Origin of the sequence: Alkalilimnicola sp. S0819 (genome assembly GCF_009295635.1) — a bacterium.
Lineage (GTDB): Bacteria > Pseudomonadota > Gammaproteobacteria > Nitrococcales > WHIW01 > S0819.
In genome coordinates, this window is sequence record NZ_WHIW01000005.1 from 57917 (window position 1) to 67782 (window position 9866).

Here is a 9866-nt window from a genome sequence, read left to right on the forward strand (position 1 = left end):
GTGTCAGCCGAAGAGGTCGGCCTGGTCCGGCGCGTCGCGCAGGGTCTCCGGCCGCTTGAGGATATTCCAGATCTGGCGCTCGCTCAAATGGTACTCGCGGGCCAGCCTGGCCACGGTGCTGCCGCCCTCGTAACGGCGGCTGATTTCGATGTTGCGCAGGGCGCGCACGGCCAGCTCCAGCTTGGCGATGTAGGGGCGGGTGCCGCCGAAGCGGCCGATGAAGTGCACGGCCGCCTCCGGGCCCAGGACCCGCGCCAAGGGGTGCCCAGGGTCGAAGCGCTTGGGCACCGGTACGTGCGTGCCGCCGTAATGCGCCACCAGGGCCAGGGTCGGTTCCGTGCCGACCAGGTCCCGGATCTCGGCCAGCACCGGCGGCAGGTCCTCGTCGTAGTAATGCAAGGTCTGCTCGTCGCTCATTTGCCCTTGGCCTCCTGTAGGGACGCCCACATCTCCCGCAGCCGCTGTCGATTGCGCTCGCGCTGCTCCCGGCTCATGGGCGGGCTCGGCAGGGCGCGGGGCTGGGGGCGCCGGGGCAGCTGCTCGAGCAGCGCCCGGGGTGTTGGCCAGCGATCCGCCTGGCGGGCCAGACTCAGAAAGGCGCGGTCAATTCGGCGCCGGTCGGTTTCTTCCTGCCAATCGATCGGTGCATCCCATAGGACCCGAACCCACACGTCGCGGGTGTACTTCACCGTTTCCAGGCCAGGGCCGCCGGGTAGGTGGAGGACCATCAAGGCGCGCAGCCCGTCGATCAGGGCGTCCTTGAACCATTTCGGCGCTTCACTCATCCGTTCCCCCGAGCGCAGCCAGGGCCTGTGCCGTCCGGCTCGTCGGCCGGGGCTGTTGAGTTGCCCGCTCCAGCGCCTTCGGCGCGGGACGGGCCGCAACGCTTTCCAGCACTCGCTTGAGGTAGTTGTGATTCTTCAGCGGCCGGTGGTCCTCGCCGCTCTCGCGCTTGCCGCGGATCGCCTCCACGGTCTCCGACAGGGCCGCACCGATGAGCAGCGTGTCGGCGTGCAGCGCGAGGGTCTCGCGCGCCAGGCGCAGCTGGCGCTCGTAGGCGGGGGCGCGGGTCGCACCGGCGAACAGCTGAATGTAGAGCACCAGGGGGCGGCTGACCTCACGCGGCAGATCCTTGAGGATGCCCATCAGCTCGCGCAGCGCCTCGTCCTCGACCATCGCGACCAGGCTGCCCAGGTCTAGCGCGGTGTGGCAGACATGGCAACGGGCTTTCTGCATCAGCGTTTGAACTCCACGTAAACGACGTTTGCGACGCGCTGGACGCGCCGGCGGGGCGGGCACAGAAGCGCCAGCCAGAAGAGCGCGGGGGCATACCACCACCAGATCACCGGCGCACCTCGGCGTAATGTTCGACCAGCGCCCGAAGTGTGGGCCGGTGGCGCTCCCAGCCCTTGCGCGGGTTCCGCACTTCCTCGGCCAGCTCTGTCCGGGTCTTGCCGAGCCGGTCCAGTTCCCGGTCGAGCTGCGCGAGCAGGGAGCGCTTCTCCTGCTCCACGTGCAGGGCGGCGATCACACCGCGCAGGTGGTCGGCCTTGCGCAGCCAGGCCACGCGCTCGATGCCGAACTGCTGGCGGGCAATGCCATCGGCGTAGGACCAGGGCAGCTTCATGGCAGTCAGCTGGGCTTCGATCTTCTGGAGCATGGCCTCCCGGTCCAGGTTGTGCGGCGTGCCCGGGTACTGTGCGACGCGCCGGCGCGGCTTGCCGTGGAAGCCGCGGGCGCGCAGATGATCAAGCACCGCCTCGCGGCCCGCGGCGTCCAGGTCTTTTGCGGAGCGTACCCGGGCGACCGACCAAAGCATCGCCCGGTAGGTGTCGTCGTCGAGCTGCAGCTCCTTCTTGGCGACGTGGATCTTGGCCAGCTCGCTGCGGCGCCGGGCGTCGCGGCCCCTGGGGTTAGCTCTTGATGCCGGCATCGCGCACCGCCTTGCTGGGGTTGATCTTGAAGGCATTGACGTGCTGGCCCCGAACGATCAGCCCGAGCCGGGCCGCCATGCGTTGCGCCGCGCGCCGAGCCTGGGCCTCGGTGCCGCGGGTGGCGCAGGCGACGTCGGTGCCGGAGGGGGCCGTTACTCGCCAGGCCCACCGGGCATCCTTCAGCTGCGGCGCCCAGGGCGCCTCGGCGTGGGGGACGACTTCCACGGTTACTGTTTTCATGAATCAGCCCTCGTGGCGCTCCAGCTTACGAATGCGCGAACGCAGCCGCTTCTCTACGGATTTCTGCAGATGCGGCACCTCAAGCGCTATGCGGCACTGAATCAGATCGAAGCGCTGCAGGCAGTGCAGCCGGCTTTCCACGTCAACGGCGCCCATGCCGTTCTGATCGGCGAACGGGTTGGCCTGGCGGATGTGGACGACGCGGTAGTTCAGCAGCCCCGCCACGCCCACGTGAGGGGTGATCACCGTGGGCTGCTGGCCGATCGCGACGTCCTGCACTTGCGTGCCGCACCAGACGTGGCGCTGGAAGGGGCGCGAATCCACCACCACGCCCTCCTGGTCGATGTCCCATTCCAGGAAGTCCTGCCCCTGGTCCTCGAATCGAATGGTCTGCATGGTGATCTCCTTAGACTGCGGATGCGGCGGCGTGACCCGTCACAACTTCCAAAGCTGGGTTAAAAGCGGGGTCACGCGCCAGCGCCTGTTCATCGGCCCGCACCAGCGCGTACAGGTACTCGGTCTGGTCCTCAAAGCCCCGCGCCTCGGCCATGCGCTCGATGGTCGCCCGCTCGCCCTGGGACAGGTCCAGCCGGACCGCCTTCATGCCGAGCCGTTTCTCGCGCTCGCGCTGCCGGGCCTTTCGTTCTCGGGCCTTGCGGCGCCGGCGCTCTTCGGGGGTTTCGTTGGTGGCATCCATTGCGTCCTGCTCCCCAGCGTCAGACCGCCGCCAGATCCAGCGGCAGCGGCCGGTACTGGTCGCTGTCGCCGATTCGCTTGTAGACGCGCACGTACACGGCGGTGCCGGTGGTCTGGATGCTGTCGCGCAGCGCCTCCATTGCCCGCTGCCATTGCTCGTCGTCGATCTCCAGGCGCAGCAGCTCAAGCACGGCCGTGGTCTTGATCTGGCCCTTGGTGTCGGTGCGAAAGGCGCGGTCGACCAGGACGCGGATGTGGGGGTTGGCGCCTTGGCTCCAGCGCTCGATGCACTGGTTGAGTAATTCCTTGGCCGCTTCCAGCTCCTCGCTGAAGGCGATGCGTTCGGCGTAGGCCCGTTGGACCTTGTACTCGCCGTTGTAGCTGGTGATGGTGACGTTGCCCTTCTTGCCGCCGAGGCGAACGTGGTAGCGCTCGGCGGCGACCTGGACCAGGTCGGCGATGTCGGCCAGGGCGCGGGCCTTGAAGGTGCGCAGGCGCTCGTTGAGCTGCTCGGCTTCGATGGCGAGATCCCGCGCGACCTGGTCGCGCAGCTTGTCCTGCTCGCGCACCTGGTCTTCGGGCACCAGGTGGCCGGCGGCGTTGCGCAGGTAGCCCGGGGGGATTTGCATCTCGTGGGTTTCTGTCTGGCTCATGGTCTTGGTCCTCTCAGGTGGGAAGCTTCAGCTGGCCCCGTAGGTCGGGCAGGGCGATGTGGCGCATGCGGGCGATCTGTCGCAGGGAGGCCATCGCACGCTCGTGCAGGAACTCGCAGGTACGCAGCAGCTCCTGTTCGGTCGCCGCGATGAAGTAGCCGCTGCGTGGATGGGCGCAGACGTGGTGGCCTGCCAGGCGCAAGGCGGTGATCGCGTGGCGCACCTGGCGCTCCTGGCCGGGCGTGGGCGGGTTCTGGCCGGTGACCGCCGTGGCCAGCGCCTTGGCGTGGATGCCGCAGCCCTCGCCCACGTGACGGGACAGGGCGGCAAGCACCCGATCTGGGGTGATCTCGTTGTGGGTCATGACGGCTGTACCTCGCGTACCGGGCCGGCATGCCACCGGCGGAAGGTGATGTGGTCCGGGGCAGGCCGCCCGCGACGGGCCGCCTTCGGCCGACAGCGGGGACACTCGCCCTGGACCAGGTGGTGGTCCACCATGCCGCACCACTCGCAGCGGCCGATCTGCTCTTTCATCGCGCGTTCCTCCTCCGGTAGGCGGTCAGTGCGTCGGCGGCGGTGCCGGCGCTGGCCAGCAGCTGTTCGAGCACCGGGTCGTTGAGCTCGTCGATGTAGCGGCGCAGCGCATCGCGGGTGTCGCCGGCGCTGCGCTCCAGCAGCTGGAGTACGCTGTCGCGGTGCCGCTGTTTCGGCTGACGAGAAGACCCTTCGTGCGGCGGCTTGGCGGCGGGCTCCTGGCCCCGCGCGGTGGCCGGTCTGGTTTGGGTGAGCCGCCACGGCCCGCGCGACTCGTCCTGCTCGATCTCCCCCTGGGTCTTCAGGCGGTAAAGGGCGTTTGAGACCGGCTTGATGGGCGTATTATCGAGTTGAGCGCGGAGCTGCTGCGTGGTGGCCGGCCCCTCGCCGAGCAGCTTCACGATCCGCCGGCACAGTGCCGTGCGAGTGATGCCAGCGGCGGGCGCCGGTGCTTGCTCGGTGGGCGGCCGATCCGCCTGGGCCGCACGGTACAGCGTGTGTACGCCCAAACGTTCCACCGGTGCCGCCTCGCCAGCGCGCACCAGGGCATGCAGCGCCTGGGAGACCTCGCCCACGTCGAGCGCTTCGCCGCAGAGGCGATAGACGCCGGTGCGATCCAGCGGCGCCTCGCTCTCCTGGAGGATGCGGCGCACCTCGTCCAGCACGGCTTCGTTGAGTTCCGGATTCATGCGCGCCTCCGCTGAAAGTTGCCATTGCCCTTGCGCGGCCAGGTCTGGTGGTGCATCGGTTCGAAGGGCACGCCGTTGCGCTGGGGTAGATGCGCCAACTCCCGCTCGGCCTGCAGCTCCGCCTCGAACTGGCGCTCGATGCGTTTGAGGTGCTGGGGCATGACCAGCGGCTCGGCGCATTGCTCGATGGCGCGTTCGCACACCGCCGGGTTGGTCAGGTACTGCATCAGGGTGATGCCCAGTCGTCGCAGACCCAGCTCGATGTAGCGGTCGGCGTAATGCTCCAGGTACTCGTCGCTGTAGGTGCTCATTGCGCTACCCTCCGGCGTGCCTTCCACGCCTCCATCTCTTCGGTGGTCGGAGCCCGGTCCAAGGCCTCAATGTCGTCGACCTCATGGTCGTGATCGTCCTCGTGGGCGCGATCCTCGACCGCCTGGACGGCGAGGCGTGCGCCCTCGGTTCGGTTGGCCGCGGCGACGGTGACTGTGCGGCTCCGACGCTCCGCGACGAGGTAGCTGACCTCCACGCGGAACACCTTTGGCGCGTCGCTTGGCAGCATCACCGGCGTCTCGCCACCGAACAGGTCCGGGTGCAGCGGCCCGGGGATGTAGATTTGTTGCGGTTCCGGCATCGTTCATCCCTCCCGGCGGTTCGGGCAGCTGCGGCATGCGCGGTAGAGGCGCACCCGGGTGGCGTTGGTGGCGGCGAAGGGCCGGGCCTGGTGGTCCAGGCACTCGTGGCGGGGGATCTCGCCGAGCACGGGGCAGGCGGTCTGGCGTGAGCCCATCAGGGCGCTCTCCACCCGCTCGCGGACAAGATCCACCCGCCCGCGATAGGTCCCGTTCAAGACCTGGCTGACGACCGCCGGCGAGTAGCCGATGGCAGTACCCACGTTGCGCTGCCCCTTGTCTTCGCAGGCGCGACGCAGGGTCTGGATCCAGAGCTCACTCATGGCCGCCTCCCTGGGTCCAGACGACCTGCTGCAGGTTCGGGTCCCACACCTGGCGCACGCGCTGGATCTGCGGCGGTTGGGGGCCGGTGTAGCCGCGCGGCACCAGGCGGTAGCGGGCTTCGTTTCGGCCGGCCGAGGGGCGAGTGCAGATCAGATACCCGGCGTGATGCAGGTACCGGCAGTAGTGCTTGACGTCGGATTCCGCCACCGGGTGGGCCTCGGTGCTGGCCTGGACCGCCAGTTCGCGATAGTTGAACTCACCGATGATCCGCATGGTGCGCCAGAGCTGCTCGCGGGCCCGCCCCTGGGTGACCTCGGTGCCGTCCTTGCGCACCCGCGGTGCATCCACGCCCACGTCTTGCATCAGCTCCCACCAGGCGGGGCGATAGCGCGCATGGCCGGTGTGCTGCTGCTCATCAACTCGGCGCAGATAGCCGGCGTTGGTCAGACCGGTGAGGTAGGTCTTGATGGTCGTTTCCTTGAGCCGCGTGGCCTCCTCAACGTCCTTGAGGCGGAAACGGCGCAGCCGGCGCACGGCTTCCCAGATGACCTGGCGGCCCTCGGGGCGGCGACTGTCGGCGGTCAGATGAACGGGCTTGCGCGGCATGCTCACACCCTCCGCTTCGGCGCTTCGCCGCTGTAGAGCGGCTGGTCGCCCCAGGTGGCGAGGTCGACCTCGGCAAGCCCGCCGCCGAGTGCCGCCTGGCGGACGTTCTCGACGTTGACGCAGATCCGCCGCGCGGCCCCGCGGGAGACTTCCTGGATCTTCGCGAGCAGGTCGTCATGGATGGTGACTTCGCGGCAGTACAGGCGGGCGAGCTGGCGGGTGTCGTCCAGGTCGCAGGGCTGCGCCGGTACCCAGGCGAGCATGCGGTTGTGGAAGCGCTCCCACTCGCGCAGTTTGGCCGGCAGCAGCTCCTCGCCGATGAGCAGGATGGCGGCGTTGCTGCCTTCGTAGATATCGCGGATGACCTCGACCGCCTTCTTGCTGACGATGTGGTCCATCTCGTCGACGATCAGGGGGCGGCCGGAGAGCACCAGCTGCTCGCTGATCTGGTCGGCCATCTCGTAGAGGGTCTTGGCCGGGGCTACGCCCATTTCGGTGAGCACGGCGTTGAGCAGCGCTTTCTTGGTCCAGCTGCTCTTGCACTCCACGTAGTAGGCGCGGTGGCGGTTGGCGCAGTAGGCGGCCGCCGTGGACTTGCCCCAGCCGCTGGGGCCGTAGAAGGCCACCAGGCCCGGCAGGTGGGCGGGGCGATCCAGTGCGCGTTCCAGCGCGCCGTTGCACAGCGCCACGTTCTGCAGGGGTGCGGCGGTGCTGCTGCTCAGATTGACGACGTTATCGGTTTGGGTCATGCTTTTCTCCGTCATTGGTTGATGACTTCGCGTCCGTGCGGCAACACGGGCGCACCTCCTCTCACTTCTCGTTGCTCTTCACGTCCAGATTGAAGTCCTCATAAAGGGCCTTCATGGAGCGGTAATCGGCGCTCAGCGGGTAGGTTCGGTGGAACTGGGTCTCCTGCGCGTTGAGCGTCTCGCCGGCGGCCACCCGCCGATCGGTGCGCACCCACCGCTCGTAACGCCGGCGTGGGCTCTCGGCCTCCAGCACCCGGGCAGTGCTCTGCTGCTCCGCCTCGAATTGTTTCTGGAAGGCCTCGCGCTCGGCGTTGGCTTGCGGGTCGGGTTCCGGCACGGCGGGTGGGCGGTTGGCGCGGGCGGCCTCACCCGCCTGGCGCAGGCCCTCGGTGGTGTAATCCAGGCTCGGCCGGTGCAGCGCCTCGACCTTGCGGCTCTGCTGGATCTGGTGGTCCATGACCACCTGGGCGATGTTCTTGTCCACCGCCTTGCGGTAGCCCTGGTACTCCTTGGTCTGCTCGCGCAGGAAGTGCCGCTGGGCGGCCCGAGCCGCGGCGGCACGCTCCTTGCGGGATATCCCGAGCAGCTCGGCGCATTCGGCCACCGCCACGAAGGCGCCGTCGACGTAGACGAACAGGCGGCCGATGTCCTGCTCATCGCGCTTGATGACCGCTTCCCGGCCGACATGCTCGAACAGTGCGGGGGCGTCGTAGAGGTGGTTCTCGAAGCGGATGCCCTTCTTGGTGATGGTGCGCGTGCCGCCGATCTCGGCGAGCAGCATGTCCAGGGCGTGTTCATCGTGGATCCGGCGCACGGGCTGCGCCCAGGCGGTGGCCACCTCGAAGGGGGTCTTGTCGTCCAGCCCGCTGTGCGGGGTGTGGTGGTAGATCTCGGTCCAGCGGTCCAGCACTTCCTGCAGTTCCGTAGAGCTCATCTGAACCTCGACCGTCTCGCCGGGCGTCATTACCCGATCGGCGAAACTCTTGCGCGCCTCGATGACCTTGCGCTCGGCAACGTTGTGGCCGATGAAGCCCGGCAGCAGGTCGAGGATGCCGTGGCTCATCGTTCGGAACATGCGCTCGACGGTGCCCTTCTGCTCGGAAGCGAAGGGCACGCAGAGCTCGTGTACAACCTCCAGATCCCGCAGCACCGACTCGTACTGATTGGCCACGTAGTCCTTGCCGTTGTCAGTGCGCACCGCCTCGCACAGGCCCCAGTCCAGTACCGCGCGGCGGAAGACCTGGCTCACCGCACTGGCCGTGGAGGTCTTGCTCACGAACAGTTTCACGCGGCGGGAGAAGAGGTCTATCAGGCCCACGACGGAATGGCGCCCGTCGGTGAGCATCCAATCGCCCGGGGTGGAGTCCTGCTCCCAGACCTGGTTGAGCCGCTCGATGCGCTCGAAGTGCGAACCCGGGGCCGCCATGTAGACGTTCTTCCATTGGTCCGGGTTTGTGAGCCGGGTCCAGATCTGGGCGTTTTCCTCCTTCCAGGCGCGCATGTAGCGCTCGTAAGCCTTGATGGAAGGGTTCTCGATCTCGGGGTGTTTGGCCGCGACGTATTGGCGGACCTTCTTCGGCGTGATGTGCGGCTGCTCGATCATCGCGCCGATGACCAGTTTCTTCAGCACCTTCGATTCGGCGATCTTGAAACGCCCGGCCTTGGTGCCGTACCCATCGACCAGGCCCCACAAGCCCTTGGCGAGGTAGTCGTAGTGCCACTTGCGCAGGCTGTCCGCGGTTATGCTTCGCTGGCCACCGTACTTGGGCATCCACTCCCACACCCACTCGGGCAGGTAGAGATCGCCGGCGGCGGCCTGCTCGGCGGTCAGGCGCGTGGCCTCGCGCAGGTTGGTGTCATACTGGCGGCGGATATCCCACAGCGCGCGCAGCACGGCCTCGCGGGCCTTGGCGCGCTGGCGCTTGGGGCTTTCCAGAGGCAGCGCGGCGAAGGCCTTCATGCCTTCCTGCTTGGCCGCCCGGCGGGCCGCGTCGTCCGCCTCTTGCGCCGCCTGGCCGGCTTTGGCCAGGGCCCGGCCCGAAGCCGCTGCAGCGGCGGTCACCTGCTCCTCGCGCGGGTCGGGGAGGCTATCCAGGGTGCGCTGGGCGACGGCAAGGGCGGCGCGTTTGCTCAGGGCGTTGCGGATGTCCTGGGGGAGTTGTGCTATCGGGTAGAGGCGGCGCTTGCCGCCGCGGCCGGTGGCTTCTTCGTAGGGCCATGCCTCGCGTTTTGCGCGCCGTTTCGTGCTAGACGGATGCCGGCCGAGGGCATCTGCAATCTCGCGGATGGTGACGGTCTCGCTCATGCCGCCACCCCGAGAAAGCTCAACTGATACTCCAGCAGGCCGGATACCACAACGCGGCCGAAGGTGACGGTGAAGCTCGGGTATGGGGTGTGGAGGTCCCAGGCGACGTTCACCACCAGCCCGGCAGCCTGATCCTGGACACGCCCGGCCAGGCCCAGCGGGTAGATCTCTTCAGGCATCAGACGTGCCTGCGTGCCGATCAGGCCCAGCGCTTCCCGCTGGCTGATCCGCGAGCCCTGCAGTTCGGGCATCTCATGTTCGTCTTGCATCGTCGGTACTCCCGCATGCGTGCGGGCAGTCCTTCGCCCCCATCCGCGGCGCCTCCTGCGCCGCGCCCTTCGCGTCGTTATTGGCGGGGACCCCGCCCTCGGCTACCGTGGTAAGCGCCAACAAAACCACTCACCGAAAGGGGGTCCCCAGTGAAAACCGAAACCCAATTGGAGCTGTTCCGTATCGCCCGGGATCTGGCTGTTTCTGAACACCGGCATCGCATGGCGCGGTCCGAAA

At 68.0% G+C, this 9866-nt stretch carries 17 protein-coding genes; all 17 read right to left on the reverse strand.

Features of this window, described 5'->3' with window-relative positions; all coding sequences use genetic code 11:
- Positions 1-3: 3 nt before the first annotated feature.
- Positions 4-417 carry a Mor transcription activator family protein gene (locus GBG68_RS05910; protein WP_152146009.1) on the reverse strand — a complete coding sequence of 138 codons (414 nt, stop codon included), beginning with the start codon at positions 415-417 and terminating at the stop codon, positions 4-6.
- Positions 414-785: a hypothetical protein gene (locus GBG68_RS05915; RefSeq protein ID WP_152146010.1), complete on the reverse strand. Its 372-nt coding sequence runs from the start codon at positions 783-785 to the stop codon at positions 414-416. The genes GBG68_RS05910 and GBG68_RS05915 overlap by 4 nt, the downstream gene beginning before the upstream one ends.
- Positions 778-1236 (reverse strand): hypothetical protein, encoded by a 459-nt coding sequence (locus GBG68_RS05920; protein ID WP_226801678.1) that lies wholly within the window; start codon positions 1234-1236, stop codon positions 778-780. The genes GBG68_RS05915 and GBG68_RS05920 overlap by 8 nt, the downstream gene beginning before the upstream one ends.
- Before the next feature lie 106 nt (positions 1237-1342).
- Positions 1343-1933 carry a gp16 family protein gene (locus tag GBG68_RS05925; protein ID WP_193222237.1) on the reverse strand — a complete coding sequence of 197 codons (591 nt, stop codon included), beginning with the start codon at positions 1931-1933 and terminating at the stop codon, positions 1343-1345.
- Positions 1914-2174, reverse strand: coding sequence for a hypothetical protein (locus GBG68_RS05930; protein WP_152146012.1), 261 nt, complete (start codon positions 2172-2174; stop codon positions 1914-1916). The genes GBG68_RS05925 and GBG68_RS05930 overlap by 20 nt, the downstream gene beginning before the upstream one ends.
- Positions 2175-2177: 3 nt before the next feature.
- Positions 2178-2570, reverse strand: a complete 393-nt coding sequence (locus tag GBG68_RS14135; protein WP_193222238.1) for a hypothetical protein — start codon at positions 2568-2570, stop codon at positions 2178-2180.
- A 10-nt stretch (positions 2571-2580) separates the two neighbouring features.
- Complete coding sequence (locus tag GBG68_RS05940) at positions 2581-2871, reverse strand: hypothetical protein (protein ID WP_152146013.1); 291 nt, start codon at positions 2869-2871, stop codon at positions 2581-2583.
- A 19-nt stretch (positions 2872-2890) separates the two neighbouring features.
- Positions 2891-3523, reverse strand: coding sequence for a DUF3164 family protein (locus GBG68_RS05945; RefSeq protein ID WP_152146014.1), 633 nt, complete (start codon positions 3521-3523; stop codon positions 2891-2893).
- 13 nt (positions 3524-3536) lie between these two features.
- Positions 3537-3887 (reverse strand): hypothetical protein, encoded by a 351-nt coding sequence (locus GBG68_RS05950; RefSeq protein WP_152146015.1) that lies wholly within the window; start codon positions 3885-3887, stop codon positions 3537-3539.
- Between the two features lie 166 nt (positions 3888-4053).
- Positions 4054-4746 carry a hypothetical protein gene (locus GBG68_RS05955; RefSeq protein ID WP_152146016.1) on the reverse strand — a complete coding sequence of 231 codons (693 nt, stop codon included), beginning with the start codon at positions 4744-4746 and terminating at the stop codon, positions 4054-4056.
- The gene (locus GBG68_RS05960) at positions 4743-5057 is read right to left on the reverse strand and encodes a hypothetical protein (protein ID WP_152146017.1); all 315 of its coding nucleotides are present in this window, start codon (positions 5055-5057) and stop codon (positions 4743-4745) included. Before GBG68_RS05960 ends, GBG68_RS05955 begins: the two co-directional genes overlap by 4 nt.
- Positions 5054-5377 (reverse strand): hypothetical protein, encoded by a 324-nt coding sequence (locus GBG68_RS05965; RefSeq protein WP_152146018.1) that lies wholly within the window; start codon positions 5375-5377, stop codon positions 5054-5056. The genes GBG68_RS05960 and GBG68_RS05965 overlap by 4 nt, the downstream gene beginning before the upstream one ends.
- A 3-nt stretch (positions 5378-5380) precedes the next feature.
- Positions 5381-5698 carry an XRE family transcriptional regulator gene (locus GBG68_RS05970; protein WP_152146019.1) on the reverse strand — a complete coding sequence of 106 codons (318 nt, stop codon included), beginning with the start codon at positions 5696-5698 and terminating at the stop codon, positions 5381-5383.
- Complete coding sequence (locus GBG68_RS05975; RefSeq protein ID WP_152146020.1) at positions 5691-6305, reverse strand: hypothetical protein; 615 nt, start codon at positions 6303-6305, stop codon at positions 5691-5693. Before GBG68_RS05975 ends, GBG68_RS05970 begins: the two co-directional genes overlap by 8 nt.
- Positions 6306-6307: 2 nt before the next feature.
- Positions 6308-7054 carry an AAA family ATPase gene (locus GBG68_RS05980; protein ID WP_152146021.1) on the reverse strand — a complete coding sequence of 249 codons (747 nt, stop codon included), beginning with the start codon at positions 7052-7054 and terminating at the stop codon, positions 6308-6310.
- 61 nt (positions 7055-7115) lie between these two features.
- On the reverse strand, positions 7116-9359 hold the full coding sequence (locus tag GBG68_RS05985) for a Mu transposase C-terminal domain-containing protein (protein ID WP_152146022.1): 2244 nt from the start codon (positions 9357-9359) through the stop codon (positions 7116-7118).
- Complete coding sequence (locus tag GBG68_RS05990) at positions 9356-9628, reverse strand: hypothetical protein (protein WP_152146023.1); 273 nt, start codon at positions 9626-9628, stop codon at positions 9356-9358. The genes GBG68_RS05985 and GBG68_RS05990 overlap by 4 nt, the downstream gene beginning before the upstream one ends.
- Positions 9629-9866: the final 238 nt, after the last annotated feature.

What these genes read in the sequence shown, in the direction of transcription:
- GBG68_RS05965 (WP_152146018.1), bottom strand. Translation starts at nt 5,377, where the DNA reads ATGCCGGAACCGCAACAAATCTACATCCCCGGGCCGCTGCACCCGGAC.
- GBG68_RS14135 (WP_193222238.1), bottom strand. Translation starts at nt 2,570, where the DNA reads ATGCAGACCATTCGATTCGAGGACCAGGGGCAGGACTTCCTGGAATGG.
- GBG68_RS05975 (WP_152146020.1), bottom strand. Translation starts at nt 6,305, where the DNA reads ATGCCGCGCAAGCCCGTTCATCTGACCGCCGACAGTCGCCGCCCCGAG.
- GBG68_RS05910 (WP_152146009.1), bottom strand. Translation starts at nt 417, where the DNA reads ATGAGCGACGAGCAGACCTTGCATTACTACGACGAGGACCTGCCGCCG.
- GBG68_RS05950 (WP_152146015.1), bottom strand. Translation starts at nt 3,887, where the DNA reads ATGACCCACAACGAGATCACCCCAGATCGGGTGCTTGCCGCCCTGTCC.
- GBG68_RS05945 (WP_152146014.1), bottom strand. Translation starts at nt 3,523, where the DNA reads ATGAGCCAGACAGAAACCCACGAGATGCAAATCCCCCCGGGCTACCTG.
- GBG68_RS05915 (WP_152146010.1), bottom strand. Translation starts at nt 785, where the DNA reads ATGAGTGAAGCGCCGAAATGGTTCAAGGACGCCCTGATCGACGGGCTG.
- GBG68_RS05990 (WP_152146023.1), bottom strand. Translation starts at nt 9,628, where the DNA reads ATGCAAGACGAACATGAGATGCCCGAACTGCAGGGCTCGCGGATCAGC.
- GBG68_RS05980 (WP_152146021.1), bottom strand. Translation starts at nt 7,054, where the DNA reads ATGACCCAAACCGATAACGTCGTCAATCTGAGCAGCAGCACCGCCGCA.
- GBG68_RS05920 (WP_226801678.1), bottom strand. Translation starts at nt 1,236, where the DNA reads ATGCAGAAAGCCCGTTGCCATGTCTGCCACACCGCGCTAGACCTGGGC.
- GBG68_RS05925 (WP_193222237.1), bottom strand. Translation starts at nt 1,933, where the DNA reads ATGCCGGCATCAAGAGCTAACCCCAGGGGCCGCGACGCCCGGCGCCGC.
- GBG68_RS05985 (WP_152146022.1), bottom strand. Translation starts at nt 9,359, where the DNA reads ATGAGCGAGACCGTCACCATCCGCGAGATTGCAGATGCCCTCGGCCGG.
- GBG68_RS05955 (WP_152146016.1), bottom strand. Translation starts at nt 4,746, where the DNA reads ATGAATCCGGAACTCAACGAAGCCGTGCTGGACGAGGTGCGCCGCATC.
- GBG68_RS05960 (WP_152146017.1), bottom strand. Translation starts at nt 5,057, where the DNA reads ATGAGCACCTACAGCGACGAGTACCTGGAGCATTACGCCGACCGCTAC.
- GBG68_RS05940 (WP_152146013.1), bottom strand. Translation starts at nt 2,871, where the DNA reads ATGGATGCCACCAACGAAACCCCCGAAGAGCGCCGGCGCCGCAAGGCC.
- GBG68_RS05930 (WP_152146012.1), bottom strand. Translation starts at nt 2,174, where the DNA reads ATGAAAACAGTAACCGTGGAAGTCGTCCCCCACGCCGAGGCGCCCTGG.
- GBG68_RS05970 (WP_152146019.1), bottom strand. Translation starts at nt 5,698, where the DNA reads ATGAGTGAGCTCTGGATCCAGACCCTGCGTCGCGCCTGCGAAGACAAG.